The sequence below is a fragment of the Modestobacter italicus genome (assembly GCF_019799965.1).
In the GTDB taxonomy this organism is placed as follows: Bacteria; Actinomycetota; Actinomycetes; order Mycobacteriales; family Geodermatophilaceae; genus Modestobacter; species Modestobacter italicus_A.
Genome location: NZ_JABGCJ010000002.1, coordinates 85,016 through 111,335, shown reverse-complemented (window position 1 = coordinate 111,335; position 26,320 = coordinate 85,016). Strand labels below are relative to the sequence as shown.

Annotated in this window: 26 protein-coding genes; 19 read left to right on the top strand and 7 right to left on the bottom strand. The window is 74.4% G+C overall.

Features of this window, described 5'->3' with window-relative positions:
* Window positions 1-38 precede the first annotated feature (38 nt).
* A complete protein-coding gene (locus tag HLA93_RS04545; protein WP_222193113.1) occupies window positions 39-1,583 on the top strand; it encodes an MFS transporter in 1,545 nt (514 codons plus the stop codon).
* A 99-nt stretch (window positions 1,584-1,682) separates the two neighbouring features.
* Here the strand turns inward: HLA93_RS04545 and HLA93_RS04540 are convergent, their stop codons facing one another.
* Together HLA93_RS04540 and HLA93_RS20730 are read right to left on the bottom strand one after the other, a co-directional pair.
* The gene (locus tag HLA93_RS04540; RefSeq protein ID WP_222193112.1) at window positions 1,683-2,612 is read right to left on the bottom strand and encodes a cation diffusion facilitator family transporter; all 930 of its coding nucleotides are present in this window, start codon (window positions 2,610-2,612) and stop codon (window positions 1,683-1,685) included.
* Window positions 2,613-2,787: 175 nt separating this feature from the next.
* Window positions 2,788-4,002, bottom strand: coding sequence for a M23 family metallopeptidase (locus HLA93_RS20730; RefSeq protein WP_246625819.1), 1,215 nt, complete (start codon window positions 4,000-4,002; stop codon window positions 2,788-2,790).
* A gap of 274 nt (window positions 4,003-4,276) precedes the next feature.
* On the opposite strand from HLA93_RS20730, the gene HLA93_RS04530 reads away from it, so the two are divergent.
* From HLA93_RS04530 to HLA93_RS04520, 3 genes are all read left to right on the top strand, one after another.
* Window positions 4,277-5,455, top strand: a complete 1,179-nt coding sequence (locus tag HLA93_RS04530; protein ID WP_222193111.1) for a zinc-dependent alcohol dehydrogenase — start codon at window positions 4,277-4,279, stop codon at window positions 5,453-5,455.
* A 191-nt stretch (window positions 5,456-5,646) separates the two neighbouring features.
* A complete protein-coding gene (locus HLA93_RS04525; RefSeq protein WP_222193110.1) occupies window positions 5,647-6,915 on the top strand; it encodes an MFS transporter in 1,269 nt (422 codons plus the stop codon).
* 33 nt (window positions 6,916-6,948) lie between these two features.
* Window positions 6,949-7,839 (top strand): oxidoreductase, encoded by an 891-nt coding sequence (locus HLA93_RS04520; protein WP_222193109.1) that lies wholly within the window; start codon window positions 6,949-6,951, stop codon window positions 7,837-7,839.
* A 102-nt stretch (window positions 7,840-7,941) separates the two neighbouring features.
* Here HLA93_RS04520 and HLA93_RS04515 read toward each other — a convergent pair whose 3' ends face one another.
* Both HLA93_RS04515 and HLA93_RS04510 read right to left on the bottom strand, forming a co-directional pair.
* Window positions 7,942-8,268 (bottom strand): PASTA domain-containing protein, encoded by a 327-nt coding sequence (locus tag HLA93_RS04515; RefSeq protein WP_222193108.1) that lies wholly within the window; start codon window positions 8,266-8,268, stop codon window positions 7,942-7,944.
* A gap of 42 nt (window positions 8,269-8,310) precedes the next feature.
* The gene (locus HLA93_RS04510) at window positions 8,311-9,930 is read right to left on the bottom strand and encodes an ABC-F family ATP-binding cassette domain-containing protein (protein ID WP_222193107.1); all 1,620 of its coding nucleotides are present in this window, start codon (window positions 9,928-9,930) and stop codon (window positions 8,311-8,313) included.
* A 208-nt stretch (window positions 9,931-10,138) separates the two neighbouring features.
* On the opposite strand from HLA93_RS04510, the gene HLA93_RS04505 reads away from it, so the two are divergent.
* The 3 genes from HLA93_RS04505 to HLA93_RS21775 all read left to right on the top strand — a co-directional run bounded on the left by HLA93_RS04505 (window position 10,139) and on the right by HLA93_RS21775 (window position 14,229).
* Window positions 10,139-11,191: a winged helix DNA-binding domain-containing protein gene (locus tag HLA93_RS04505; protein ID WP_222193106.1), complete on the top strand. Its 1,053-nt coding sequence runs from the start codon at window positions 10,139-10,141 to the stop codon at window positions 11,189-11,191.
* 35 nt (window positions 11,192-11,226) lie between these two features.
* Window positions 11,227-12,198 carry an aldo/keto reductase gene (locus HLA93_RS04500; protein ID WP_222193105.1) on the top strand — a complete coding sequence of 324 codons (972 nt, stop codon included), beginning with the start codon at window positions 11,227-11,229 and terminating at the stop codon, window positions 12,196-12,198.
* A gap of 483 nt (window positions 12,199-12,681) precedes the next feature.
* On the top strand, window positions 12,682-14,229 hold the full coding sequence (locus HLA93_RS21775; RefSeq protein ID WP_222193104.1) for an FUSC family protein: 1,548 nt from the start codon (window positions 12,682-12,684) through the stop codon (window positions 14,227-14,229).
* 20 nt (window positions 14,230-14,249) lie between these two features.
* Here the strand turns inward: HLA93_RS21775 and HLA93_RS04490 are convergent, their stop codons facing one another.
* Together HLA93_RS04490 and HLA93_RS04485 are read right to left on the bottom strand one after the other, a co-directional pair.
* Entirely contained in the window at window positions 14,250-15,230 is a 981-nt protein-coding gene (locus tag HLA93_RS04490; protein ID WP_222193103.1) for an SDR family NAD(P)-dependent oxidoreductase, read from the bottom strand.
* Entirely contained in the window at window positions 15,134-15,580 is a 447-nt protein-coding gene (locus HLA93_RS04485) for a nitroreductase family deazaflavin-dependent oxidoreductase (protein WP_222193102.1), read from the bottom strand. Before HLA93_RS04485 ends, HLA93_RS04490 begins: the two co-directional genes overlap by 97 nt.
* Window positions 15,581-15,707: 127 nt before the next feature.
* Here HLA93_RS04485 and HLA93_RS04480 point away from each other — a divergent pair, with 127 nt between their 5' ends.
* Genes HLA93_RS04480 through HLA93_RS04470 form a run of 3 tightly spaced genes read left to right on the top strand, consistent with a single transcriptional unit; the run spans window position 15,708 to window position 17,984 of the window.
* Window positions 15,708-16,358, top strand: coding sequence for an SIMPL domain-containing protein (locus tag HLA93_RS04480; protein ID WP_222193101.1), 651 nt, complete (start codon window positions 15,708-15,710; stop codon window positions 16,356-16,358).
* Window positions 16,355-17,278, top strand: coding sequence for a KPN_02809 family neutral zinc metallopeptidase (ypfJ, locus tag HLA93_RS04475; RefSeq protein ID WP_222193100.1), 924 nt, complete (start codon window positions 16,355-16,357; stop codon window positions 17,276-17,278). Before HLA93_RS04480 ends, ypfJ begins: the two co-directional genes overlap by 4 nt.
* 40 nt (window positions 17,279-17,318) lie before the next feature.
* A complete protein-coding gene (locus tag HLA93_RS04470; protein ID WP_222193099.1) occupies window positions 17,319-17,984 on the top strand; it encodes an NADPH-dependent F420 reductase in 666 nt (221 codons plus the stop codon).
* Between the two features lie 18 nt (window positions 17,985-18,002).
* On the opposite strand, the gene HLA93_RS04465 is transcribed toward HLA93_RS04470, so the two are convergent.
* Window positions 18,003-18,866: a siderophore-interacting protein gene (locus tag HLA93_RS04465; RefSeq protein ID WP_308127942.1), complete on the bottom strand. Its 864-nt coding sequence runs from the start codon at window positions 18,864-18,866 to the stop codon at window positions 18,003-18,005.
* Between the two features lie 367 nt (window positions 18,867-19,233).
* Between HLA93_RS04465 and HLA93_RS04460 the strand changes: the two genes are divergently transcribed.
* The 9 genes from HLA93_RS04460 (at window position 19,234) to HLA93_RS04420 (ending at window position 26,251) form a co-directional block, all read left to right on the top strand.
* Entirely contained in the window at window positions 19,234-20,025 is a 792-nt protein-coding gene (locus HLA93_RS04460) for a hypothetical protein (protein WP_222193097.1), read from the top strand.
* On the top strand, window positions 20,022-20,690 hold the full coding sequence (locus tag HLA93_RS04455) for a phage holin family protein (protein WP_308127941.1): 669 nt from the start codon (window positions 20,022-20,024) through the stop codon (window positions 20,688-20,690). The genes HLA93_RS04460 and HLA93_RS04455 overlap by 4 nt, the downstream gene beginning before the upstream one ends.
* A 34-nt stretch (window positions 20,691-20,724) precedes the next feature.
* Entirely contained in the window at window positions 20,725-21,357 is a 633-nt protein-coding gene (locus HLA93_RS04450) for a DUF3618 domain-containing protein (protein WP_222193096.1), read from the top strand.
* 187 nt (window positions 21,358-21,544) lie between these two features.
* Complete coding sequence (locus HLA93_RS04445) at window positions 21,545-21,949, top strand: response regulator transcription factor (protein WP_222193095.1); 405 nt, start codon at window positions 21,545-21,547, stop codon at window positions 21,947-21,949.
* Window positions 21,946-23,418 carry a sensor histidine kinase gene (locus tag HLA93_RS04440; protein ID WP_222193094.1) on the top strand — a complete coding sequence of 491 codons (1,473 nt, stop codon included), beginning with the start codon at window positions 21,946-21,948 and terminating at the stop codon, window positions 23,416-23,418. Before HLA93_RS04445 ends, HLA93_RS04440 begins: the two co-directional genes overlap by 4 nt.
* Before the next feature lie 235 nt (window positions 23,419-23,653).
* Window positions 23,654-24,274, top strand: a complete 621-nt coding sequence (locus HLA93_RS04435; protein WP_222193093.1) for a M73 family metallopeptidase — start codon at window positions 23,654-23,656, stop codon at window positions 24,272-24,274.
* A gap of 47 nt (window positions 24,275-24,321) precedes the next feature.
* Entirely contained in the window at window positions 24,322-24,972 is a 651-nt protein-coding gene (locus HLA93_RS04430) for a signal peptidase I (protein ID WP_222193092.1), read from the top strand.
* Entirely contained in the window at window positions 24,969-25,439 is a 471-nt protein-coding gene (locus HLA93_RS04425; protein ID WP_222193091.1) for a hypothetical protein, read from the top strand. Before HLA93_RS04430 ends, HLA93_RS04425 begins: the two co-directional genes overlap by 4 nt.
* Window positions 25,433-26,251, top strand: a complete 819-nt coding sequence (locus HLA93_RS04420; protein ID WP_222193090.1) for a response regulator — start codon at window positions 25,433-25,435, stop codon at window positions 26,249-26,251. Before HLA93_RS04425 ends, HLA93_RS04420 begins: the two co-directional genes overlap by 7 nt.
* The last annotated feature ends 69 nt before the right edge of the window (window positions 26,252-26,320 follow it).

The following is a 26,320-nucleotide window of genomic DNA, read 5'->3' as shown; positions in this document are numbered from 1 at the left end:
CGGCCGAACCGGAGACGAGCGACAGAGGACACCCACGCGTGAGCACCACCGCACCACTCCCCGACCCGGCCGGGACCTCCCCCGCCGACGAGCCCTACCCGAAGCGGTGGCTGGCCCTCGCGGTCATCGCCGTGACGGTGCTGATGGTCATCCTGGACGCGACCATCGTGAACATCGCGCTGCCGGCGGTCTCGGCGGACCTGGACGTCACCGCCGCCTCGCAGCAGTGGATCGTCACCGCCTACACGCTGACCTTCGGCGGCTTCCTGCTGCTCGGCGGGCGGATCGCCGACTTCTGGGGCCGCAAGCGCACCTACCTGGTCGGGGCGGTCGGGTTCGCCATCGCCTCCGCGCTGGGCGGGCTGGCCCAGAACGAGGAGCTGCTGTTCGCCGCCCGCGCCCTGCAGGGGGCCTTCGGCGCACTGCTGGCCCCGGCGTCGCTGGCCCTGCTGACCGTGCTGTTCACCGACGCCAAGGAGCGCGCCAAGGCCTTCGCCGTCTACGGCGCGATCGCCGGTGGCGGGTCCGCCGTCGGGCTGCTGCTGGGCGGGGTGCTCACCGAGTACGCCGACTGGCGCTGGTGCTTCTGGGTCAACGTGCCGGTGGCGATCATCGCCGTCGTGGCCGCGATCCCGGTCGTGCCGGAGAGCAAGGCCCCCGGTGAGACCAGCTACGACATCCCCGGCGCCGTGCTGATCACCCTGGGGCTGGCCTCCTTCGTCTACGGCTTCACCCAGGTCGCCGAGACCGCGCAGGCCAACGCCGACGCCGGCAACGGGGAGAGCGGCTGGACCGACGCCTCGGCGCTGACCTTCATCGCCGTCGGCGTGCTGCTGGTGGCGGCGTTCGTCGTCCTGGAGCTGAAGGTGCGCAACCCGCTGCTGCCGATGCGGCTGGTCCTGGACCGCAACCGCGGTGGTGCCTACCTGACCTCGACGCTGGTGGGCGCCGGGCTGATCGGCGCCTTCTTCTTCCTCAGCCTCTACTTCCAGCAGGTGCTCGGCTACACCCCGGTGGCCGCCGGTTTCGCCTCGCTGCCCACGACGCTGGGTGTGCTGGTCTCCGCGGGCGCGGCCAGCGGGCTGGTGCCGCGGATCGGGCCCAAGCCGCTGATGGTGGCCGGTGGCCTGCTGGCCGCGGCGGGACTGTTCCTGATGTCGTTCCTGGACGTCGACAGCTCGTTCTGGTCGCTGGCCTTCCCCGGCCAGCTGCTGCTGGGCCTGGGCCTGGGCTTCACGTTCGTGCCGCTGTCGAACCTGGCACTGATCGGGGCCGGTGAGCACGACGCGGGCGCAGCCAGCGCGATGCTCAACGCCACCCAGCAGGTCGGCGCCTCGATCGGCACGGCACTGCTCGCGACGCTGTCGGTCAACGCGATCACCTCGGCCTTCGCCGACAGCGTGGCCGCCGGCCAGGACCCGGCCGACCCGGCGGTGGGCCTGGCGGCCCAGGTCGAGGGCTACACGACCGCCTTCACCTGGGCCGCGGTGCTGCTCGTGGTGGGCGCGGTGGTCTCCGCGGTGCTGATCAAGGCCACCAAGGAGGACCTGCCCGCCGACGGCGCCGTGGTGCACGCCGGCTGAGGGAGGACCCTGCTGCCCCCCACGCTTCGCAGGCTCAGCGCGGGCCCCTGCAGCAGGGCCGAACGGACGCCCGTCTCCCCTCGGGGAGGCGGGCGTCCGTCATTCGTGGACCGGTGACTCGTGCCCGCGGTGCCCGGGGGACTCCAGCTGGAAGGTGCAGTGCTCCAGGTCGAAGTGGTCGCCCAGGCAGCTGCAGAGCGCGTCGAGCACCCGGCCACCGTGCCCGTCGGCCAGCACCTCGTCGGTGACGACCACGTGCGCGGAGAGCACCGGCAGCCCCGAGGTGATGGTCCACGCGTGCAGGTCGTGCACGTCGAGCACGCCGGAGACCTCGAGGACGTGTTCGCGCACCTGGGCCAGGTCGACGCCCTTGGGCGCGGCCTCCAGCAGGACGTCGAGCGCCTCACGCAGCAGTGACCAGGCCCGCGGGAGCACCAGGGCGCCGACGGCGAGCGAGGCGACGACGTCGGCCCCGGTCCAGCCGGTGGTGCTGATGACGACGGCCGCGATGATGACCGCGACCGAGCCGAGGGCGTCCCCCACCACCTCGAGGTAGGCGCCGCGGGTGTTCAGCGACTCCCCCTGGCCGGCGCGCAACAGGCTCAGCGAGCCGACGTTGACGGCCAGGCCGAGCAGCGCGACGCCGAGCATCCAGCCGGAGTGGATGTCCGGGGGGTCCCCGATCCGGCGGATCGCCTCCACCACGACGTAGCCGCCGACCAGGAGCAGCAGCAGGCCGTTGCCCACCGCGGCGAGCACCTCGATCCGCTGCCAGCCGAAGGTCCGCCGGCCGCGGGCGGGTCGCTGGGCGAGCGTCACCGCCCCGAGCGCCATCCCGATGCCGAGGGCGTCGGTGGCCATGTGCGCGGCGTCGGCGAGCAGGGCCAGCGAGCCGGACAGCAGGGCGCCGACCAGCTCGACGACGAAGACGCTGGCGGTGAGCACGAGGACGACGACCAGCCGGCCGCGGTGCGCGGCGGAGACGGTGCCGTGCCCGTGCCCGTGCCCGTGTGCGTGGTCGTGGCCCATCGACGTCCCTCCCCCGCGGCCGGCGGCCGCGGTCTGACATGCACGATGCCGCATGTCAGCCCGCTCCGCCAGGAACCCGCCCGGTCAGGGAGTCATCTCACCCGCGCGGACCAGCCGGAACGACCACCTCGCGGGCTCCTGCCCGGACGTGCGCCGGGGCTGCGGAGGTGCTGCGTCAGACCTGGACGCCGCGCTCGCGCAGCCACGGCAGCGGGTCGATCCGCTCGCCGTCGATCCCACCGACGTGCACCTCGAAGTGCAGGTGCGGCCCGGTGGACTGGCCCTGGTTGCCGAGCAGGGCGATGGTGTCGCCCGCCTTCACCGTCTGCCCCTCCTCCACGAGGATCTCCTGCATGTGCCCGTAGACGGTGACGTCACCGTTCTCGTGCTGCACGTAGACGGCCAGCCCGAAGCCGCTGGCGGCCCCGGCGCGCACGACGACGCCGTCCATCGCCGCGTACTCGGGGGTGCCCAGCGGGGCGGCGAAGTCGATGCCGGCGTGCAGCGTGCCCCACCGGTAGCCGAACCCACTGGTGAGCCGGGCGCCCTGCACGGGCAGCACCGCCTTGGGGCGGGCCGCCTCGGCGGCCGCGGCAGCGGCGGCCTCCGCGGCGACCCGGTCGGCGTCGGCCTGCACCTGGGCGGCGGCGACCTGGGCGTCCTCACGCTGGGCACGGGTGGCGACCATGTCCTGCAGCCGGTCGGTCGCCTCCTCACCGGTGAGCGCGGGCTGCTCGGCCTGCACCAGGCCCAGCTCCTCGGCGACGCTGATCGGCTCCTCGGCGTCGGCGGCCTGGGCGACCTGCGCCGGGTCGCCGGTGGCGGCGACGGCCAGACCGGCGGCGCCGATCAGCGCAGCCGCCAGGTAGAGCGCGGGACGGCGGGCCGGCAGTGGCGGCCGGCGGTGCCGGGCCCCGGCGGCGACCGCGGCCACCACCTGCTCCGGGGTCAGCCCATCGGCGGCGGCACCCTGCTCGGGAGCCTCGGTCGCGGCGCCGTCGAGCAGCAGCGCGTCCACGTCGACCGGCAGCGGCCACGCATCGGCCAGCGCCAGGCCGTCGGTGTCCACCGGCAGCGGCCACGCGTCCGCGTCCGGGACGACGGCGGTCGGGACCACGGCGGCCGGAACGGCAGTGGCCGGGGAGCCGGCCGGTCCGGCCTCGACGGCCGGTCGCGGCGCCGGGCAGACCCCGGCCGCGCGCAGCGGTGTGGCCCCCAGCAGGCGACGCGACCGGCGGGCGAGCGTGCGACGGAAGGGCAGCACGGCCGCCAGCGCCGGCACCTCGGGGCTCTCGGGCGACGCGCCGGTGGCGGGGCCACCGACCGGTCCGCTGCCGCTGCGCGACACCGTTCCGTCGTCGTCGAGCCGGGCGAGATGTTGCGGGTCCATGCACCTGTCTTCCGTCGGGGGCGAGCTCGAGCGGGGCCCATGTAAACACGTCGTGATCGGTTCGTGATGTGCACAACCGGGTATGCACACCTGGTCAAGTGGCGAGGCTCACAACACTTCCTGCCAAACGGACACCCTCCGTGACGTCAGGTGTGCGTGCGGCTGATGAGTTGAACGCGCCGTGACGGGTACGAGCGAGGAACGTCACGCAACGGAGAACGGGCCTGCAGACCCTGTCGCGGCCGTCCGGAGCCCCACGACTCGAGGAGCACACATGCGCGCAGTGACCTGGCACGGCCGGGACGACGTCCGGGTGGACACCGTCCCCGACCCGACGATCCAGGACCCGACCGACGTCATCGTGGAGATCACCTCCAGCGGCATCTGCGGGTCCGACCTCCACCTGATCGAGGTCATGGCCCCGTTCATGACCGTCGGCGACGTGATGGGCCACGAGCCGATGGGCGTGGTGCGCGAGGTCGGTGCCGGGGTGACCGAGCTGAAGGCCGGCGACCGGGTCGTCGTGCCGTTCAACATCTCCTGCGGCACCTGCTGGATGTGCAGCCAGGGGCTGCAGAGCCAGTGCGAGACCACCCAGAACCGCGAGCAGGGCATGGGCGCCTCGCTGTTCGGCTACACGAAGCTCTACGGCCAGGTCCCCGGCGGCCAGGCCGAGTACCTGCGGGTGCCCTTCGGCAACACGCTGCCGATCAAGGTGCCCGAGGGCCCCGCCGACGACCGGTTCGTCTACCTCTCCGACGTGCTGCCCACCGCCTGGCAGGCCGTCCAGTACGCCGCTCCCCCGCCCGGCGGCACCGTCCTGGTGCTCGGGCTCGGCCCGATCGGTGACATGGCCGCCCGGATCGCCACCCACCTCGGCTACCGGGTGATCGCCTCCGACGTCGTCCCGGAGCGGATCGCCCGGGCGCGGGCCCGCGGGATCGAGGTGATCGCGTCGACGGAGCAGGAGGAGGTCGTCGGCGCGATCCGGGAGAAGACCGACGGCCGCGGCGCGGACGCCGTGATCGACGCCGTGGGCATGGAGGCGCACGGCTCCCCCGGCGCCAAGCTCGCCCAGAAGGCCAGCGCGCTGGTGCCCGACGCCATCATGGAGAAGGTGATGACGGTGGCCGGCATCGACCGGCTGGCCGCGTTCAACACCGCGATCGAGGCCGTGCGCCGGGGCGGCACCGTCTCGCTGTCCGGCGTCTACGGCGGCGCGACCGACCCGGTGCCGCTGATGCGGATGTTCGACAAGCAGATCGAGCTGCGCATGGGCCAGGCCAACGTGTGGCGCTGGGTGCCCGACATCCTGCCGCTGCTCACCGACGCCGACCCGCTGGGCGTGGACGACTTCGCCACCCACCGGGTGCCGCTGGAGCAGGCCCCGCAGGCCTACGAGTCCTTCCGGCAGAAGCAGGACGGCGCGGTGAAGGTGCTGCTCCAGCCCTGACCCGCCCCGCCCTGACGCACGGGCCGCGGACCGGTGACCCGCACCGGTCCGCGGCCCGCGGCATGTGACCGCTGGGGCGACGTGACCAGGTTCATGCCCGCTGGGGGCAGCGATCCGGTGCCCGCTGCTCTTGGCTGGAGGAGGCGCCCCACGCGCCGTCCCCCTCGCAGCAGCCCCTGAGGAGCCCCGCCTTGCCCCGCGCCCTGCTCGCGCTCGCCATCGGTGCCTTCGGCATCGGCACCACCGAGTTCGTGGTGATGGGCATGCTCCCGGAGATCGCCGAGGGGCTGGACGTCTCCGTCTCGGCGGTCGGCCTGCTCATCTCCGCCTATGCGATCGGCGTGGTGATCGGCGCGCCGACGCTGACCGCGCTGGGCGTGCGGTTCACCCCACGCCAGACGCTGATCGGCCTGATGGTGCTGTTCACCGTCGGCAACCTGCTCTCCGCGTTCGCCCCGGGGTACGGGGCCCTGGTCGCCGCCCGGGTGTTCGCCGCGCTCGCGCACGGCTCGTTCTTCGGCGTCGGCGCGGTCGCCGCCCGCCGGCTGGTGCCCAAGGAGAAGGCCACCCAGGCGATCTCGCTGATGATCACCGGGCTGACCCTGGCCAACGTCGTCGGCGTGCCGCTGGGCACGTTCGTGGCCCAGCAGCTGAGCTGGCGGGTCGTCTTCGCCGCCGTCGCGGTGATCGGGCTGGTCACCATCGCCGGCCTGCTGGCCTGGATGCCCGCGGTCGCCGGCGAGCGCACCGACCTGCGCAGCGAGCTCGGCGCCTTCCGCCGCCGCGGCGTGTGGCTGGTGCTGGGGCTGACCATGATCGGCTTCGCCGCGCTGTTCTCCGTCTACAGCTACGTCAGCCCGATCCTCACCGAGCTCGGCGGCCTCTCCGAGGGCTGGGTCACCCCGGTGCTGGGGCTGTTCGGGGTGGGCACCACGGTCGGCACGCTCGTCGGCGGCCGGCTCGGTGACCGGTGGGGGCTGTCCTTCGTCGCGGTCGGGCTGGTCGCCACCGCAGCGACCCTGGTGCTCTTCGCCCTGGTGGCGGACACCCCGGCCATCGCCGTCCCGGTGCTGGTGCTGTTCGGCACGCTCGCCTTCGCGCTCGGCCCGGTGGTGCAGAACCGGGTGATCGAGGCGGCCCGGGTGCCCGGCGGGAGCCTGGTGTCGGCGGCCAACCAGGGCGCCTTCAACCTGGCCAACGCCCTGGGGGCAGCGCTCGGTGCGGGCGTCCTGTCCGCCGGGCTGGGCTACACCGCCCCGATCTGGGTCGGTGCGGCGCTCGCGCTGGCCGGTACCGGGATCGCCGTGGTCGCCATCCGGTCCGAGCGCGCCGAGCGGGCGGCGCTAGCCGCCGAGGCCGACTGGCACCTGGCGCGGGTGGACGCCGACGTCGCCGCCTGGCAGCGCGCACTGGCGCCGGTCAACGGGCTGCCCGCCGGCGGCGCTCCCGTCGTCCTCTGACTGTCCGGCGCCCTCGGGGGTAGTGCGACCGGCATGACGACAACGGCGGAGAAGTCCGGACAGTCCACCCTCGGCGACCGCTCGGTGCACCGCATCGGCTACGGCGCCATGCAGCTCTCCGGTCCGCACGTGATGGGTCCGCCGGCCGACCGGGACGGCGCGATCGCGGTGCTGCGCCGCGCGGTGGAGCTGGGCGTCGACCACATCGACACCAGCGACTACTACGGCCCGCACGTGACCAACGAGATCATCCGCGAGGCGCTGCACCCCTACCCCGAGCACCTGACGATCGTCACCAAGGTCGGTGCCCGCCGGACGCCGGAGGGCGAGTGGCCCGAGGCGCTGTCCCGCGACGAGCTGCGCCAGGCGGTGCACGACAACCTGGAGCACCTGGGCGTCGAGGCGCTGGACGTGGTGAACCTGCGGATGCCCGGGTTCGCCGAGCCGGTGCAGCGCTCCCTGGCCGAGCCGTTCGAGACGCTCGCCGAGCTGCAGCAGCAGGGGCTGGTCAAGCACCTGGGGGTCAGCAACGTGACGCCGCAGATGCTGGCGGAGGCGCAGGGCATCGCCCCGGTGGTGTGCGTGCAGAACCACTACAACCTGGTGCACCGGGCTGACGACCCGCTGGTCGACGCGCTGGCCCGCCAGGGGGTGGCCTACGTGCCGTTCTTCCCGCTGGGCGGGTTCAGCCCGATCCAGTCGGCCGCGCTGGAGACGGTGGCCCGGCGTCTGGAGGCCACCCCGATGGAGGTCGCACTGGCCTGGCTGCTGGCCCGCTCCCCCAACCTGCTGCTCATCCCGGGCACGAGGTCGGTGGCACACCTGGAGCAGAACCTGCAGGCGGCCGCCCGGGTGCTCGGTCCGGTGGAGCTGGCGGAGCTGGACCGGATCGGCGGCGACGGCACCCTCGACCCCGACCTGTGACGCAGCCCGTGGCCGCCCGGGTGGGAACGTCCGCCCGCGCGTGAGTGCGCAGTCCTGGTCGTCCGGCTCGGCGCGTCCGGCCGTTTCAGCGACCGGAACTGCTCACTCGGTCGGCGTGGCCCGGCCGGCAGGCGGTTCGGGGTGCGGACGGCGTGGCTCGCGGACCCCGGCGGCACCGCCGTCCGCGAGCTCGGTGTGCACCACCAGGCTGTCCCACCGGTGCAGCACCGAGCCGGGCGCCGGGTGCTGCCCCACCACCCGGTGCCGCTCCGGCCAGGTCAGCGCGCCCAGTGGCGGACCGTCCGGGTCCGGCTGCGCCAGCGCCACGCCGGCGGCGTCCGCCACCCGGCGGGCCACCTCGACCTCCAGGCCGACGACCGACGGCACGAGCACGAGGTCAGCGGCGCGGTCCGTGCCGTCGGGTCCCATCCCGTCACGGTCCCGGGTGGGCCCGCCGGCCGGCAAGGGGGTTCAGCGGGTGCGCTGGACGCGGGCCTCGTCGAAGACCGGTTCGGGCACCTCGCGCACCTGACCGTCGGAGCCGAACAGCAGGAAGCGGTCGAAGGTGCGGGCGAACCAGCGGTCGTGGGTCACCGCCAGCACCGTGCCGTCGAAGGCGTCCAGTGCCTGTTCCAGCGACTCCGCCGACAGCACGTCGAGGTTGTCGGTCGGCTCGTCGAGCAGCAGCAGGGTGGCGCCGGAGAGCTCCAGCAGCAGCACCTGGAACCGGGCCTGCTGCCCACCGGACAGCGACCGGAACAGCTGGTCCCCGGAGTCGGCCAGCCCGTAGCGGCGCAGCGTGGCCATCGCCCGGCCGCGGTCGACGCCGGGCCTGCCGGGCTCGCCGTGCCAGAGCAGGTCGACCAGGGTGCGCTCCATCCACTCCGGGTGGGCGTGGGTCTGCGCGAAGAAGCCCGGGACGACGCGGGCGCCCAGCCGCCAGCTGCCGGTGTGCGCGACGTCCTGCCCGGCCAGCAACCGCAGGAAGTGCGACTTGCCCGCGCCGTTGGAGCCCAGCACCGCGACCCGGTCGCCGTACTCGATCTCCACGTCGAAGGGGCGCATCAGCCCCGACAGCTCCAGCTGCTCGGCCATCACCACCCGGACGCCGGTGCGACCCCCGCGCAGCCGCATCGCCACGTGCTGCTCCCGCGGCGGCTCCGGCGGTGCGCCGGCCGCCTCGAACTTGGCCAGCCGGGTCTGCATCGCGTGGTAGGTCGACGTCATGGCCGGGGAGTTCTTGGCCTGCTGCTGCAGCGTGCGCACCAGCTCGACCAGCCGCTCGTGCTCCTCGTCCCAGCGCCTGCGCAGCTCGGCCATCCGCTCGTGCCGGGCCCCGCGGGCCGCGGGGTAGCTCGCCCAGTCGCCGCCGTGCACCCATGCCGACCCGCCCTCGACGGTGACCACCCGGTCGGCGACCCGGGCCAGCAGCTCCCGGTCGTGGCTGACGAACAGCACGGTCTTGCGGCTCTCGATCAGCCGCTCCTCCAGCCACCGCTTGCCGGGGACGTCGAGGTAGTTGTCAGGCTCGTCGAGCAGCAGCACCTGGTCGGGCCCACGGAGCAGGCACTCCAGCGCCAGCCGCTTCTGCTCACCGCCGGAGAGGGTGTTCAGCTCGCGGTACTTGCACGCGTCGTAGGGCATGCCGAGGGCGGCGACGGTGACGGTGTCCCAGGTGACCTCGACGTCGTAGCCGCCGACGTCGCCCCAGTGGGCCAGCGCGTTGGCGTAGGCCATCTGGGTGGGCTCGTCGTCGGCCTCCATCATCGCCAGCTCCGCGGCCTCGACGGCGTCCCAGGCCTGCCGGACGGCGGGCGGGGCCAGGTCGACGAGGAACCGCTGCACGGTGGTGTCGTCGCGCACCGAGCCGATGAACTGGCGCATCACGCCCAGCCCGCCGGTGCGGGCCACCGACCCGGCCTCGGGGGTCAGGTCCCCGCTGATGATCCGCAGCAGGGTGGTCTTGCCGGCGCCGTTCTCCCCGACCAGCGCGGCGCAGGCGCCCTCGCCGACCCGGAAGGAGACGTCGTCGAGCAGCACCCGCCCGTCCGGGAGGGTGTGCCTGACACCGGTGACGTCCACGTAGCCCACGGGCCCATCCTCCCGGGCGGGGCAAACGGCTTGTTCAGAGCACCGAGCCGAGCAGCACCGCCCCGGCGGCCAGCAGCATCGCGGCGACGATGACGCCGGCGACGATCCGCTGACGACGTCGACCGTCGGGACCGAGGTTGCCCATCCCCATCATGCGGCGACGGTACTGCCGGCCGGGACCGTCGGACCCGGCTGCCAGGGTGGCCGCATGAGCCGAGAGCTGTCGTTGCTGCGGATGGCCGCGCAGCGGTTGACCGGGCCGCGGTGCGCCACCCCGGTGGAGGCGGTCCGCTGGCTGACCGCCGCGCAGGGGCAGGACCTGCCGGGTGCCCTGCTGTCGGTGGCGCTGCGCACCGCCGGTGGCACCCGGGCCGGGGTCACCGCCGCGCTCGACGCCGGTGCGGTGGTGCGCTCCTGGCCGATGCGCGGCACCCTGCACCTGACCGCCGCCGAGGACCTGCCCTGGCTGCTCGAGCTGCTCGGCCCTCGGGCGCTGGCCGGCGCGGCCGGTCGCCGGGCTGCCCTGGAGCTGACCGAGGCCGACGTCGAGCGGGCCCGCGAGGTCGCCGTCGCCGCGCTGACCGGTGAACGGCGGCTGGGCCGGGCGGAGCTGCTGGCCGAGCTGACCAGCGGCAGGGTGCCGACCAGCGGCCAGCGCGGCTACCACCTGCTCTGGTACCTCGCCCAGACCGGCACGCTGGTGCTGGGGCCGACCGCGGACGACGACCAGCAGTTCGTGCTGCTCGACGAGTGGGTGCCCAGCCCCCGCCGGCTGCAGCGCGACGAGGCGCTAGGCGAGCTGGCGCACCGGTTCTTCGCCGGCCACGGCCCGGCCACGGTCAAGGACCTGGCCCGCTGGGCCGGCATCCCCGTCCGCGACGTGAAGGCCGGGCTCGCGGTCGCCGGTGACCGGCTGGACCGGCTCGAGGTCGACGGCACCACCCACTGGCTGGACCCGGCGACACCCGACCGGCTCGCCGCGGCCCGCGCCGAGGCCGAGTGGGTGCACCTGCTGCCCGGCTTCGACGAGCTGGTGCTCGGCTACGCCGACCGCAGCTGCACCGTGCCGGCCGAGCACGCGCAGCGCATCGTGCCGGGCGCCAACGGCGTCTTCCGGCCCACGGTGGTGCACGGGGGCACGGTCGTCGGGGTCTGGCGCACCGGACGGACGAAGGCCCGGGCGCTGGAGGTCGAACCGTTCACCGAGCTCCCGGCCGAGGTCCTGGCCGCGGTGGAACAGCGGCACGCCACGCTCCCTTGAGGTTGCACCGGGCAACGCACGGGAAGAGAGGCCCCATGGAGCACACGCGTCTGGGCACCACCGGCCTGCAGGTCTCCCGCATCTGCCTCGGGATGATGAGCTTCGGCGACCCCGCCCGCGGCGGTCACCCGTGGAGCCTGCCCGAGGAGCAGAGCCGGGAGCTGATCAAGCAGGCGGTCGAGGCCGGCATCACCTTCTTCGACACCGCCAACGTCTACTCGGCCGGCTCCAGCGAGGAGATCACCGGCCGGGCGATCCGCGACTTCACCGACCGGGACGACGTCGTCCTGGCCACCAAGGTGCACGGCCGGATGCGGCCGGGACCCAACGGCGCCGGGTTGTCCCGGACGGCGATCATCCGCGAGCTGGAGGCCAGCCTCACCCGGCTGGGCACCGACCACGTCGACCTGTACCAGATCCACCGCTGGGACCCGGCCACCCCGATCGAGGAGACGCTGGAGGCGCTGGACTCGGTCGTGCGGTCGGGCAAGGTGCGCTACCTGGGCGCCAGCAGCATGTGGGCCTGGCAGTTCAGCAAGGCGCTGCACCTGGCCGGCGAGCATGGTTGGCACCGGTTCGTCTCCATGCAGGACCACTACAACCTGCTCAACCGCGAGGAGGAGCGGGAGATGCTGCCGCTGTGCGCCGACGAGGGCATCGGCGTGATCCCGTGGAGTCCGCTGGCCCGGGGGCGACTGACCCGCGACTGGGACGAGACGACGAGCCGCTCGGAGACCGACGAGTTCGGCAAGAAGCTGTACAACGACGCCGACCGGGTGATCGTCGAGCGGGTGGCCGAGGTCGCGCAGGCGCGCGGGGTGTCGCGGGCGCAGGTCGCGCTGGCCTGGGTGCTGAGCAAGCCGGTGGTCACCGCGCCGATCGTCGGGGTCACCAAGGCCCAGCACCTGGAGGACGCGGTGGCCGCCGTCGACCTGCGGCTGACCGCCGAGGAGGTCGCCCGGCTCGAGGAGCCCTACACCCCGCACGAGGTCGTCGGCTTCTCCTGAACCGGCGGGTGGGCCCGGCGCGAGCCGGGCCCACCCCGGTCAGACCCGCTGCTCGGCGACCTCGGCCAGGTCGTCGAGGAACCAGGCCGGCACCCAGCGGTCCGATGGCCAGGAACCACCGGTCGTCCTCGACCGGCAGGGCGTCGCACCGCTGGGCGGCGGGCAGCGACCGCCACAGCCCGCCGGAGGTCAGCTCGGCCAGCTCGGACTCCCCCTCGGCTCCGTAGGCGGCGTAGAAGAGCAGGTCGCCCTCGGCCGCCCGCTCCCGGTGGTCGGCGAGCAGCTCCTCGCCCTCCCGCAACCGGCCAGGGCCAGCCCCGCGGCGAGCGCCAGGCCCCCGGCCACCGATCGACGTGCACGTCCCACTGCCATGTCGCCCCACTCTCATCCACGTGGAAGTAGGGGCAGGCTGACCTGGCCAGGCGGTGGATCGGTGCCGCGGGTCACCTGCGGCGGCCGGCCGCCGCAGGCGACGATGGGGCCGTGTCCGGCACCCCCTCCCCGCTGCGCCGGGTGGCCCCGCACCTCCTCGGGCCACGACTGCCGCCGCTGGCGGTGCTGTGGTCGCTGAACCGCCGGCGGGCGCTCTCGGCCGGCTTCAGCGTCGCCGCACCACTGACCGTCGGGCTCGCGCTCGGCCAGCCGGGGATCGGCTCGGCCGCCGCGCTGGGCGGGTTCACCGCCGTCTACGGGCACTCGATGCCCTACCGGCGCCGGGCCGGCGTGGCGGCCGGGGTCGGCGCGGTGGTCGTCGCGGCGATCGGCCTCGGCGGGCTCACCGGCGGGCGCCCCCTGCTGCTCGTGCTCACGCTGGGTGCGATCGCCGCCGCCGCGACGGCGGCGACCGCGGTCTGGCGGATCGGCCCGCCCGGGGCGCTGCCACCGGTGCTGGTGGGTGGCAGCGCCAGCGCGCTGGGGTCGGCGCCGGACGTCGTCGGCCAGCACGTCGCGGCAGCCGCCGGCGCGGCGGTGCTCAGCTGGGTGGTCGTCATGCTGCCCTGGCTGTGGGACCCGGCCGGCCCGGAACGGCGGGCGCTGCAGGCCGCCGACGCCGCCGTGCGCGGCGCCGAGGAGGGCGCACTGCGCACCACCCGCCCGGGTGCGATCGCCCGCGCCGTGTGGGCGGCCGAGACCGCGGTGGCCGCGGGCAGCCGCCGCCGACCGTCGCTGCGGCCGCAGCTGGCCGGTGTGGAGGCCCGGTTCTCCCGCGCACTGCCCATGATCGACGCCACCGCCGAGGGCACCGGGCCGCTCCCCCCGGCCCGGCCGGCACCACGCCGGACGCCGCTGTGGGCGACCACCGCCGCACGGACCGGCCTCGGCGTGGCCGCGGCCGGCCTGGTGGCCGTGCTCCTCGGGCTGCCCAGCCCCTGGTGGGCCGCGACCGCGGCGGTCGCCGTGCTGCTCGGCACGGACCCGCGGCAGGCCCGCGCCCGCGCCGTCCACCGGGTGACCGGGACGCTGGTGGGCACCGTCCTCGCCGGGGTGGTGTTCGCGGTCGACCCGCCGACCGCCGTGACCGTGGGCCTGGTCGCGCTGCTGCTGGTCGGCGTGGAGCTGTTCATCGCCCACCAGTACGTGGTCGCCGTCGCCTGCCTCACGCCGGTGTCACTGCTGCTGGTCCACCTGGGGGTGCCCGGCCTCCCGGGGAGCGCGCTGATCACGGCGCGGATCGAGGAGACCGCGGTGGGCATCGTGGTGGCCCTGGCCGCCGGGCTGCTGCTCTTCGCCCGCGCCGGCAGCCGCCGCCTGCCGGCCACCGTGGCCGGGGCCGCCGAGCGGCTGGTGGCAGCCGCCCGGGCAGTGCCGGGCTCACCGGCCGACCGGGCGCTGCACCACGCGCTCATCGAGCTCAACGAGGTGGCCACCGCCGCCCGGGCGGAGCTGTTCCCCACGCCGCGGGCCGACGCGTGGCGCCGTCGCTCGCGCCAGGTGGGCGACCTGGGCTGGGCGTTGCTGGGCGCGCGGGCCCGCGAGGACGCCGACCTGGCCGACGCGGTCGCCGGCCGGATCGTCGCCGAGCTGGCCTGACGCCGGGCGCGAGCCGACGCTCAGCCGGGCAGGCCGACCAGCCGCGCCGACACCTCCCACAGCTCGCGGGCCCGCACGTCGTCCCGAGCCGACGGCGCCGTCCAGGTGGGCGAGCGGTCCGCGTGGTGGCGGCCGTTGCGCCAGCCCTCCTCTGCCGTGGCCAGCCAGACCAGGGTGTCCGCTCCCTGGGCGGGCGTGCGCATGAAGGCGGTGAGCGGCGTCCGGAACGCCAGGCCGGTGACCCCGCCGGACGCCGCACCGAACGACGTGGCGACCGCCCCGGGGTCGAAGCAGGTGGCGGTGACCTCCGGCGCCCACCGGCGGGCCAGCTCGCGGGTGAGGAGCACGTTGCACCACTTGGCCCGGGCGTAGGCCCGGGTGGCGAGGTACGGGCCGGTGTTGTCGATCAGGTGACCGCGCCGCGCACCGCCGGCCCAGTGCATGAAGGACGAGGTCGTGACCACCCGGGCCCCCGCGGCGCGCAGGGGCTCCTCCAGCAGCCGGGTGAGCAGGTAGGGCGCCAGGTGGTCGACCTGGAAGGTGCGCTCGTGCCCGTCGACGGTCAGCTCGCGCCGGGCGAACGAGGCGCCGGCGTTGTGCACCAGCACGTCGATGCGGGGCAGCTCGGTCAGCTCGGCGGCCAGCCGCCGGACGTCGTCCAGCCGGGCCAGGTCGACGGTGTGCGACCACGCGCCCGGCAGGTCGGCGGCCACCGCGGCGGTCTTCTCCGGGGACCGGCCGACCAGCACGACCCGGGCACCGCCGCGGTGCAGCCGGCGGGCCGCCGCCGCACCGATGCCGTCGCTGGCACCGGTGACGACGACGACCGGGCCGTCTCCGCTCAGCGCTCCAGCTCGACCGCTCAGCGCTTCGGCTCGACCGCTCAGCGCTTCGGCTCGACCGCTCAGCGCTTCGGCTCGATCAGGACGACCGGGATCTCCCGGTCGGTCTTGCGCTGGTACTCGGCGTAGTCGGGGAAGGCGGCGACCGCGCGCTCCCACCAGACCGCCTTCTCCTCGCCGGTCACCTCACGGGCCACGCCGTCCCAGACCCGGTCCCCGTCCTGCACGGTGACCTCGTCGGGGTGGGTGGTCAGGTTGAAGTACCAGGTCGGGTGCTTGGGGGCCCCGCCCTGCGAGGCGACCATGGCGTAGACGCCGTCGTGCTCGACCTTCATCAGCGGGTTCTTGCGGACCTTGCCGCTCTTCGCGCCGCGGGTGGTGAAGACGACGACCGGCTCCGTGCGGCCGGGCAGCGTGTTGCCCTCCCGCCCGCCGGTGCGCTCGTACACCTCCACCTGGTCGCGGACCCACTTCTCCGGACTCGGCTCGTACTCACCTTCCAGGGGCATGCCCCGACCCTAGGACGGCGACCGGCCGGTCGCCGTCCCACCGGTGAGGTCGCCGGGGTGCGGGTCCGGCCCGACGGCGGCAGAGTGCTCCCGGACCCGACGGACCCGATCACCAGGAGCAACGCCCATGCAGCCCGCGCCGGACAGCCCCCGCGTCGTCGTGCGAGGTGAGGCGGTGGCCGAGGTGCTGCCCGACGCCGCCGACCTGGTGGTCACCGTGCAGGTGCGTGACCGCCGCCGGGAGCGGGCACTGGAGCTGCTGGCCGGGCGTCAGGAGGAGCTGACCGCGCTGTTCGACGCGCACCGGGCCGCCCTGGGCACCGTCTCGACCGACGCGGTGGCGGCCTTCCCCGAGGCCGGGGACGGTGGCCGGATCAGCGGGTCGGTGGCGACCACCACCACCCGCGCCCGGATCGCCGACGTCGGGGCCGCCGGTGAGCTGGCCGTCGCGGTCGCCGGGCTGTCCGACGTCTCGGTGCACGGACCGCACTGGCGGGTCAGCCGCGAGCACCCCGCGCACCAGCAGGTGCGCACCGCGGCGGTCCAGGACGCGATCGTCCGCGCCCGCGCCTACGCCACCGCCCTCGGCGGCCGGCTGACCGGGCTGGTGGAGGTCCGCGACGTCGGGGGGCGGGGCGGCGGCATGGTCATGGCGGCCTTCTCCGCGCCCGGCGGCGTCCCGGCGCTGGAGCTGCAGCCGGCTCCCCAGGAGGTCACCGGCCAGGTCGAGGTCACGTTCACCATGTCGGTCCCGGACCAGGAGGTCTTCGCACGATGAGGTTCCGGGAGAGCGGCCGGCTGGACACCTCCGGCGTCCAGGACCGGCGGGGCCGCGGGGGCGGCGGGCGCGGGCTGGCGGTGGGCGGTGGCGGCCTCGGCCTCGTCGGGCTGATCGTCGTCGTCCTGTTCCAGGTGCTCGGCGGCGGGAGCGGGAGCGGCACGTCACCGGTGGGCGGCTTCGACGGCCTGGGCGGTGGGCAGGGCCCCGGGCAGCCGTTCGACAACAGCGAGCTGGCCGCCTCCTGCGACGAGGTGGCCGACGCCAACACCTCCGCCGAGTGCGCCGTCGTCGCCAGCATCGACTCGATCCAGGACTACTGGGGCGCCACCCTCGGCGCGGACTACCAGCCGGCCGACACCGTCTTCTTCTCCGACCAGGTGCAGACCGCGTGCGGCGGGGCCACCAGCGGCAGCGGCCCGTTCTACTGCCCGGGCGACGCGCAGGTCTACATCGACCTGACCTTCTTCGACGACCTGCAGACCCGGTTCGGGGCCCAGGGCGGAGCCTTCGTCAACGCCTACGTCCTGGCCCACGAGTACGGCCACCACGTGCAGAACCTGCTGGGGATCAACGAGCAGGTGCAGCCCGGTGACGCCGGCCCGACCAGCGGCAGCGTGCGCCTGGAGCTGCAGGCCGACTGCTTCGCCGGCGCCTGGGCCGACCACGCCGAGACGGTGCCCGACGAGACGGGCGAGCCGCTCATCGTCGACATCACCGACGACGACATCGCCCGCGCCCTGGACACCGCCGGGCGGATCGGTGACGACTTCATCCAGGAGCAGCTGGGCGGTGGCACCGTCGACGAGGGGTCCTTCACCCACGGCTCCTCGGAGCAGCGTCAGCGCTGGTTCAGCACCGGCTACGCCACCGGCGACCCCGCACAGTGCGACACCTTCGCCACCGACGACCTGGGCTGAGCAGGGAAGCCGCACCGCGCCCGCCGGGTTGTCGAGCGGCATGACGACTCTCGGGATCATCGGCGCCGGCCACATCGGCACGGCGCTCGCCCAGGCAGCACTCGACGCCGGCCACGACGTGGTCATCAGCAACTCCCGCGGTCCGGAGACGCTCACCGAGCTGGTGTCCGCGCTGGAGGCCAGGCCGGACCGCCGAGGTCAGGTGCGGGCCGACACGGCGGCCGGCGCGGCGGCCGCGGCCGACCTCGCCGTGGTCACCATCCCGCTGAAGGCGGTGCCCGACGTCCCGGTCGAGCCGCTGGCCGGCAAGGTCGTGATCGACACGAACAACTACTACCCGCAGCGCGACGGGCAGATCGCCGTGCTGGACGAGGAGTCGACGACGACCGCCGAGCTGCTGCAGGCCCACCTGCCCACCTCCCGGGTGGTGAAGGCGTTCAACCACATCGGTGCCGCCGACATCACCGGGGACGCATCACCTGCCGGCACCCCGCACCGCCGAGCCCTCGCCGTGGCCGGTGACGACGCGGCGGCCAAGGAGCAGGTGGTCGCCTTCATCGACGCGATCGGCTTCGACGCCGTCGACCTCGGCCCGCTGGCCGAGGGCTGGCGGATCCAGCGGGACACCCCCGGCTACGGGGTGCGGCTGGACGCCGAAGGGCTGCGCGCGGCCACCGCGGCCGCGAAGCGCTACCGCGACATGTGAGGCGGCGGGCGCTCGCGGTCAGCCGACCGCGAGCGCCTGCTCGGCCGCCTCGACCTCGGCGTTCCACTCCGGCTTCTCGGCCTGCCAGCGGTCCTCGGTGCGGCCCATCCGCCAGTAGCCCGAGATCGAGGTGAACGCGGGGTCGAGCCCACGTCCGGTGCGCAGGTGCAGGCGCAGGTCCTTGACCAGCCCGGCCTCCCCGTGCACGAACACGTGCCCGGTGCCGGCGGGCAGCTCCACCGCCTTGACCGCGGTCACCAGCGCCTCCCCCGGCGCGCCGCCGCCGCGGTGCACCCACACCACCGAGACGCCCTCGCCGAGCACCAGGTCCGACTGCTGCTCCGCCGGGCCCTCGACCTCCACGAACACCAACGCCGGCACGCCGGCCGGCAACCGTGGCAGCGCCGCGCCGATGGCCGGCAGCGCGCTCTCGTCCCCGACCAGCAGGTGCCAGTCGGCGTCCGGGCTCGGGGCGTAGGCGCCGCCGGGGCCGAAGAACTGGATCCGGTCCCCCGGTGCGGCCTGCGCCGCCCACGGGCCGGCCAGGCCGGTGTCCCCGTGGTGCACGAAGTCGATCGTCAGCTCCCCGGCGGCCGCGTCCCAGGCGCGCACCGTGTACGTGCGGGTGACCGGCCAGAGCTCCGCGGGCAGCTCCGCGCGCAGCTGCTCGACGTCGAAGGGCGCGGAGTAGGGGGCGCCCGGCGGCGGGAAGAGCAGCTTCACGTAGTGGTCGGTGAACTCCCCGGCCGGGAAGCCCGCCAGCCCCTCGCCGCCCAGCACGACGCGGATCATGTGCGGGGTGACCCGGGAGGTGCGCAGCACCTCACCGACCCGTGCGACCCGGGGACGCCGACCGCCCCCACCTCTCGTCGGACTGCTCACGACGACCTCCTCGACCGAGTCAGGGAAGGCTTGCCTTCCTCGTGCGGCGAGCCTACGCGGTGCCCCTGTGCGGATCCGGACACCTGAACGAGACCCGGCAATTCCGTAGATCGTCGTTTGCATCCCTCGTGCACAGGGGTACAAGCCCACCAACGGAACGGCGCCCCACCGAGACCACGGTGGGCCCCCCGGAGCGTCAAGTCGTGGGCACCTCGGTGCCCGAACGTCGTCCCGTCGTCTGGCGTGCACCTCCGGCCCTCGTGGGCCGGCCACGGAGCGCGCCCGGTGATGGCCGGCGCGGGCACGGACGCCCAGCACACGCACCACCAGAACTCTCCGGACAGCCTACGAACGACGAGGAGGAACGATGACTCACTCCATCGACACCCCGACGCAGTCCCCGCCCAGTGGCGCGTCCTCTCCGTCCGACAGCCCGTCCACCAAGGACGTCGCCAAGGACGAGGCCCGCAACGTGGGCCAGACCGCCAGCCACGCCGGCTCGCAGGTGGCCTCCACCGCTGCCGACCAGGCCAAGCAGGTCACGCAGGAGACCAAGCGGCAGGCGCAGGACCTGGTGGCCCAGGGCCGCTCGCAGCTGCAGGAGCAGGCCCGCAACGGCCAGCAGAAGGCCGGCCAGGGGCTGACCGAGATCGCCCAGCAGCTCCGCATCATGGTCGACGGTTCCGACCAGACGCCGTCCGGTCCCGCCGCCGACCTGGTCCGCCAGGCAGGGGACAAGGTCGAGCAGCTCGCCGGCTGGATCTCCGACCGCGAGCCCGGTGACCTGGTCAACGAGGTGCGCGGCTTCGCCCGCCGCAAGCCGGGCGTCTTCCTGCTCGGTGCGGCCATCGCCGGGATCGCCGCCGGGCGGCTGACCACCGGCGTCGTCGCCGCGCACAAGGACCAGAACTCCTCGGGCACCGGCCAGACGGCCGGCACCACCGGTTCGCCGTACGCGGGGACCAACTACGCCTCCGAGACCGCGACCTCCGGGTACGCGACGACCGGCTACGAGACCACCGGCACGGTGGGCTACGCGACCACCGGCACCACCGGCTCGGTCCCGCCGCCGCCGTACGGCACGGTCCCGCCGGTCGGCACCTCCGAGACCTCCGGCTGGGACGACCCGGCGCGGACCCCCGGTGGAGGCCAGCAGTGAGCCACCCGAGCGGGGTGGGCAGCTCCGGCGCGCAGCCCTACGGCGAGCCCGGCACCGGGTACGCCCAGGGCGGCACCACCGGCTACGCCCCGACCACGGAGCAGTACGGCGCACAGCACGGCAACGCCGCCTACGGCAACACCGCTCAGCCGATGACCGACGAGGGACACCCTGAGGTCGAGGACGTCTCGGTCGGCACGCTGCTCGGCGAGGTGAGCAAGGACCTGTCGACGCTGATGCGCCAGGAGCTCGAGCTCGCCAAGGCCGAGATCCGGGCGGAGGCGACCCAGGCCACCGCCATCGCCAAGGAAGAGGCCAACAAGGCCAGCGGCATCGCCAAGGAAGAGGCCGCCAAGGCCGGCAAGGGCGCCGGGATGCTCGGCGGCGCTGGTTTCGCCGGCTACATGGTCGCGCTGTTCCTGAGCTTCGCGCTCTGGTGGGGCCTGGAGAACTTCATGGACGCCGGCCTCGCCGCACTGATCGTCGGTGTGCTCTGGGCCATCGTCGGCGCCGTCCTCTACTCGATGGGCCGGAAGACGCTCAAGCAGGTCGACCCCAAGCGGGTCACGCAGGTGGACCTCAGCCGGTTCAAGTCGATCAACCCGAAGCCCGAGCAGACGGTCGACTCGCTCCAGCAGGTCCCCAGCGCGCTCAAGCCCTCCTGATCCGCCCCTCAGCTACTCCCTCAAGGAGAACGACATGACCAGCAGTGACCCGGATGTGATCCGTCGCCAGATCGAGGACACCCGCGCCAACCTCAGCTATGACGTCGACGCCCTCAACGAGAAGGTCAACCCCACGCGGGTGATGGACCGTCGCGTCGGCAAGGCCAAGAGCGGCGTGAGCAGCCTGAAGGACAAGGTCTTCGGTGCCGCGCACGACACCCGTGACCAGGTCGGCCAGCACGCCTCGAGCGCCCAGGGCAGCGCCCAGGACGCCGCGCACAACGCCATGGGCGCGGTGCAGCAGGCCCCGGAGACGATCCAGCGGCAGGCGCAGGGCAACCCCCTCGCCGCCGGGATGATCGCCTTCGGTGTCGGCTGGCTGGTGTCCTCGCTCCTGCCGACCAGCGAGAAGGAGAAGCAGCTCGCCGCGCAGGCCGAGTCTGCGGTCAAGGACCACTCCCAGCCGCTGGTCGACCAGGCCAAGAACGTGGCCCAGGAGATCGGCGACAACCTGAAGCCGATGGCCCAGGACGCGGTGGAGCAGGTCAAGTCCACCGCCCAGGACGGCGTCGAGACGGTGAAGTCCGAGGGCCAGTCCGCGGCCCAGGAGGTCCAGGGCCAGGCCCAGGAGTCCCGCCAGACGGTCCAGGGGCACGCCTCCTCCTGACCGACCGCAACACCTCGTCGGGCCCCGGTGCAGCTGCACCGGGGCCCGACGTGCGTCCGCGTCCGGGTCGTGCCTCACCTCACCGGGTGAGGCACGGCTCCAGCACCTCCGCGCACCTGCCGTTGCCCGACGTGACGCAGTCCGTCCCGGTCGGGGGCGGGCCACGCCCGCAGAGGAGCGCGACACCGTGGACCGCGACACCGGAGAGGCCGCCGCACGCGTGCTGGTCGCCGACGACGAGGAGGACATCCGCCTGCTCGTCACCCTCGCCGTGCGCAAGGCCGGGTGCACGGTGGTCGCCGCGGTCGCCGACGGCCCGCAGGCCCTGGCCGCGGCGCGGGCCGAAGGCCCCGACCTGGTGGTCCTCGACGTCTCGATGCCCGGCGCCACCGGGCTGGAGGTGTGCGCCGCGCTGCGCCAGGACCCGGTGACCGCCGGGTGCCGGGTGCTGCTGCTCTCCGCCGGCGCCTCCCCCGACGACGTCGCCCGCGGTCTGGCCGCCGGTGCCGACGCCTACCTGCCCAAGCCGTTCACCGTCGCGGGCCTCGTCGAGCAGGTGCGCCGGCTCGTGACCGTCGGGAGCCGGGCATGACCGCCGCCCCGCCACGACCCGCCACCCCCTCCCAGCCCGTCCCCCTGCCCCTGACCGCCGCCGTGCACCGGCCCCACTCCCGCGTCCTGCCGCTCGGTCTGGCCGTGGGCACCGTCGCCGCCCTGGGCGTGCTGCTGCTCCGGCCGCCCGCGCCGGTCGTCGCGCTGGCCGTGGCCCTGGTGCTCGGCGCGGTCCTGGAGCTGACCCGCCGGTTGCGTGGCCAGCTGGCCGCCGCCGAGGAGCTGGAGGCCCAGCGGCTGGAGCTGGTCTCCCGCGGCCGGTCGACCGCCGACGAGCTGGAGGTCGCCACCCGGATGATGCGGGCCCGCGCCCAGACGATGACCAGCGTGATCGACGCGGTGACCGAGCAGTCGATCATCGGCACCGACCCCGACGGGCTGATCCGGGTGTGGAACCCCGGTGCGGAGCGGATGCTCGGGCTCCCCCGCGCCGACGTCGTCCGCACCCGGTCGATCACCGACTTCCACGCGCCCGAGGAGCTGAGCCCCGAGGGGGCACCGGGCACGCCCGCGGAGCGGTTCGCGGCCCTGGTCCAGGGAGCCCGGGAGCACGGCAGCGACGTCCGGGACTGGACGTACCTGACCGCCGACGGCCGCCGGCTCACCGTCTCGGTGGCCATCACCCCGCGCACCGACGACGACGGCGAGCAGGCCGGCTGGAACTTCGTGGGCACCGACATGACCGAGGCCCGGGCCGCCGAGCGGCTCAAGGACCAGTTCGTCAGCCTCATCTCCCACGAGCTCCGCACCCCGCTGAGCTCGATCCTGGGCTACCTCGAGCTGGTCATGGACGACGAGGAGCAGCCACTGACCGACGAGCAGCGGCAGTACCTCAGCACCGTCGAGCGGAACGCCCAGCGGCTGCTGCGCCTGGTCGGCGACCTGCTGTTCACCGCTCAGGTGGACGCCGGGCGGTTCACCCTCCAGCCCGAGGACGTCGACCTGGCCGGCATCGTCCGGGCCGCCGAGGAGACCGCGCGGGTGACGGCCGCAGCCCGGGGGGTGACGGTCTCCGTGGAGGCGCCGGACACCGGGCCGGTCGTCCGCGGAGACGCGCTCCGACTGGGGCAGGCCTGCGACAACCTGGTCTCCAACGCGGTCAAGTTCACCCCCGGCGGTGGCCGGGTGACCCTGCGCCTGCGGCGGGCGTGGCGGCACGAGGACGGCGCGGTCGGTGAGCGGCAGGTGCCGGGTGCCCGGCCGGTGGCGTTGCTGTCGGTCAGCGACACCGGGGTGGGCATCCCCTCCGGCGAGCAGGGACAGCTGTTCACCAGCTTCTTCCGCGCCTCGACCGCCCGGCGGAACGCCGTCCCCGGGGTCGGGCTCGGCCTGACCATCACCAAGGCGATCACCACTGCGCACGGCGGCAGCCTGGACGTGACCAGCGTCGAGGGCCGCGGGACGACGTTCACCCTGACCCTGCCCCTGGACGGCGTCCCCGCCGCCTGATCACGGTCCGCGCTGCCCCACGACGCCCCCACCGGCACGCCCGGCGGGGGCGTCGCCGTCTTGGCAGCCGGCCCCCACCAGGGGGGGCGGCATCCGGAGCGCGGACCGCAGGGTCCGTCGAACTCTTCTTGCGGTTCTCTTGCGGATCGCTGGCGGGTGCCCTGCGGATGGGCCTCCAGAGTCGTGTCTGTCGCCGGGAACACCCGCCGACACGGGACAGACCAGGGAGACAGCGATGACCGCCACCACCACCAACCGCACCCGCACCACCCGCAAGATCATCGGCTCGCTCGGCATCATCGGTGCCGCCGCCGCCGTCGCCGGCATGGGCACCTTCGGCACCTTCACCGACAGCACCGCCCCGCTGAACGCCTCGGTCGCCTCGGGCACGTTGTCGCTGGACCTCAACGCGACCAACAGCACGGCTTCCCTGCCGCTGAGCGCCACCGGCTTCGTCCCCGGCGACACGATCAGCCGCTCGGTCGACCTGGTGAACTCCGGCGACCTGGCCTTCTCCGGCATCCAGATGACCTCGGCCGCGACCACCTCCAGCCTGCTGGACACCGACAAGGTCAACGGCCTGCAGCTCAGCATCAAGAAGTGCACCAACCCGTGGACCGAGTCGCTCAGCAACGGCGTGGCCACCTACACCTGCTCCGGCACGGTCAGCAACGTCGTGAACGCCCCGGCCGTCGCGTCCGGCAATGCGAACGTCGCCAGCGTGAACCCCGGCGGCATCGACCACCTCGTCGTCTCCCTGACCCTGCCCACCAACGCCGGCAACGAGTTCCAGGGCCAGACCAGCAAGCTCGCGATCAGCTTCTCCGGCACGCAGCGGACCGGCACCAACCGCTGATCCGGCGCCGTCCACCCACTGACTGACCCCTGACCGGAGGACCCGCCATGACCACCGCCCTGCTCGCACCGCTCGCCCGCACCACGGACATCGCGATCACGCACCGTCCCGCACGGCAGCTGGTCGCCGAGCCCCGCACCGCGGGGCTCGGGACTCGTGCGGCTCGCCTGGTGGGCCGCTGGCTGCTCCGGCTCGTGGTCACCGTCGCCGTCCTGGCCTTCGGCGTCCTGGCCGTCGGGCCGCACGTCCTGGACTACCGGACGATGACGATGCTCACCGGCAGCATGTCCCCGGTCATCGACCCGGGTGACGTCACGATCGTGACGCCGCTGCCGGTCGCCGAGGTCGCCGAGGGCATGATCATCGCCTACCACATCCCGATCGACGACCACCGTCTGGTCAGCCACCGCGTGGTCTCCGTCGAGCACGGGGCCGACGGGTCCGTCACGGTCGAGACCAAGGGCGACGCGAACGATGCCGTCGACCCCTGGAAGGCCACCCTGCAGGGCGACACCGCCTACGAGGTCCGGGCGGTCGTCCCCGAGATCGGCAACGCCATCGAGGCGCTGCGCACCCCCGTGGTGAGCCAGGCGCTCGTCTACGGGGCCCCGGCCCTGCTGGCCGGCTGGCTGCTGCTGTCCATCTGGCGGCCGGCGAAGGTCGAGCAGGACGACGACACCGAGGGTGACCGGGCATGACCGGGATCCGCCGCGGCCTGCTGCTCCTCACCGTCGCCGTCGCCACCGTGCTGGGGCTGACCATCTCCCCCGCCCAGGCCGCCTTCACCGCCCGGGCCGCCACCACCGTGGACGCCAGCACGCTGACCGTCGCGCCGGTCACGAATCCCTCGACCGCCGGCACGCGCTGCTCGACCAGCTACTACTACGACCGGTGGAGCGGCAACGTGTACGGCACCCGCACCCTGCACGCCCGGGTGTCCTGGAACGCCAGCACGACGACCCGCGGGGTCACCGGCTACCAGCTCACCGCCGTCTTCCGGGACGGCAGCACCTACCCGCTGGCCACCGTCGGCCCGGGCACGACCAGCCTGACCCAGGACGTCGACGGCTCCTACGCCGACCAGGGCGTGCGGGTCCGCATCACCACCCTCACCAGCTACGGCTGGACCTCCACACCAGCCCAGACAGGACCAGTGACGTGCTGACCGCCCTCGTCATCGACGCCTCCCCCGCCGCCCGGCAGCAGGTCACCGGCCTGCTGGAGCTGGCCGGCTGGGGTGTCCACGAGGCCGGCGACGCCGAGGACGCCCGCTGGCTGAGCGAGACCATCTCGATGGACCTGGTGGTCACCGCCGCCACGGTCACCGGCGCCGCCGACGGCCCCGCCCTGCTGGCCGAGCTGCGCGCCGCCGGCAGCACCGCCCGCTTCCTGGTGGTCACCCCCGACCCGACCGACGAGGTGCGCGCCGCGGCTGCGGCCGCCGGCGCACTCGCCTGCCTGGCCGCCCCGTTCGACGCACGCCTCCTGCTGGACCTGGTGCGCAACCGGAGCACCACGGCGACCGCCGAGCCCCTCCACCTCGTGGACGTGGAGGACCTGGAGGACGCCGACCTGGACGCCGAGCTGATGGACCGGCTGCAGGTCATGTACGACGACGCGCTGCCGACCCGGCTGTCGGCGATCGCCCGGGGCGTCCGGTCCGGTGACCCCCGCGCCGTGGCCACCGCCGCCCAGGCCCTCGCCGGCCCCTCCGGCCAGCTGGGGCACCCCGAGGTCGCCGACGTCTGCCGGGCGATCGCCGCCGACGCCCGGCGCGGGATCGTGGCCCACGGCCGGCTGGCCGAGCTCAGCGGCCTGACCCGACCGGCCCGCCGCCGGGACGACGTCGACCGGCGTCGCCAGCTGGCCTTCGCCGCCGACGCGACGGCCGGGCAGGCCGACCTGGCCGGCATGCTGCACGCGGTCGACGCGGCGACCGGGCGGATGATGGCCCGCCGGCGCGACCTCGCTGCCTGAACGGCGCCCTCCGCACGGACCCACGACAACGAGGCCCGGCTCCCTCTCGGGGGCCGGGCCTCGTCGTCG

Excerpts from the sequence above, each read along its gene's own strand:
- HLA93_RS04425 (WP_222193091.1), top strand. The coding sequence starts at position 24,969 with ATGACCGGGATCCGCCGCGGCCTGCTGCTCCTCACCGTCGCCGTCGCC.
- HLA93_RS04515 (WP_222193108.1), bottom strand. The coding sequence starts at position 8,268 with ATGGGACCCGACGGCACGGACCGCGCCGCTGACCTCGTGCTCGTGCCG.
- HLA93_RS04430 (WP_222193092.1), top strand. The coding sequence starts at position 24,322 with ATGACCACCGCCCTGCTCGCACCGCTCGCCCGCACCACGGACATCGCG.
- HLA93_RS04485 (WP_222193102.1), bottom strand. The coding sequence starts at position 15,580 with ATGCCCCTGGAAGGTGAGTACGAGCCGAGTCCGGAGAAGTGGGTCCGC.
- ypfJ (WP_222193100.1), top strand. The coding sequence starts at position 16,355 with ATGAGGTTCCGGGAGAGCGGCCGGCTGGACACCTCCGGCGTCCAGGAC.
- HLA93_RS04540 (WP_222193112.1), bottom strand. The coding sequence starts at position 2,612 with ATGGGCCACGACCACGCACACGGGCACGGGCACGGGCACGGCACCGTC.
- HLA93_RS04450 (WP_222193096.1), top strand. The coding sequence starts at position 20,725 with ATGACCAGCAGTGACCCGGATGTGATCCGTCGCCAGATCGAGGACACC.
- HLA93_RS04530 (WP_222193111.1), top strand. The coding sequence starts at position 4,277 with ATGCGCGCAGTGACCTGGCACGGCCGGGACGACGTCCGGGTGGACACC.
- HLA93_RS04435 (WP_222193093.1), top strand. The coding sequence starts at position 23,654 with ATGACCGCCACCACCACCAACCGCACCCGCACCACCCGCAAGATCATC.
- HLA93_RS04470 (WP_222193099.1), top strand. The coding sequence starts at position 17,319 with ATGACGACTCTCGGGATCATCGGCGCCGGCCACATCGGCACGGCGCTC.
- HLA93_RS20730 (WP_246625819.1), bottom strand. The coding sequence starts at position 4,002 with ATGGACCCGCAACATCTCGCCCGGCTCGACGACGACGGAACGGTGTCG.
- HLA93_RS04440 (WP_222193094.1), top strand. The coding sequence starts at position 21,946 with ATGACCGCCGCCCCGCCACGACCCGCCACCCCCTCCCAGCCCGTCCCC.
- HLA93_RS04480 (WP_222193101.1), top strand. The coding sequence starts at position 15,708 with ATGCAGCCCGCGCCGGACAGCCCCCGCGTCGTCGTGCGAGGTGAGGCG.
- HLA93_RS04520 (WP_222193109.1), top strand. The coding sequence starts at position 6,949 with ATGACGACAACGGCGGAGAAGTCCGGACAGTCCACCCTCGGCGACCGC.
- HLA93_RS04460 (WP_222193097.1), top strand. The coding sequence starts at position 19,234 with ATGACTCACTCCATCGACACCCCGACGCAGTCCCCGCCCAGTGGCGCG.
- HLA93_RS04500 (WP_222193105.1), top strand. The coding sequence starts at position 11,227 with ATGGAGCACACGCGTCTGGGCACCACCGGCCTGCAGGTCTCCCGCATC.
- HLA93_RS04505 (WP_222193106.1), top strand. The coding sequence starts at position 10,139 with ATGAGCCGAGAGCTGTCGTTGCTGCGGATGGCCGCGCAGCGGTTGACC.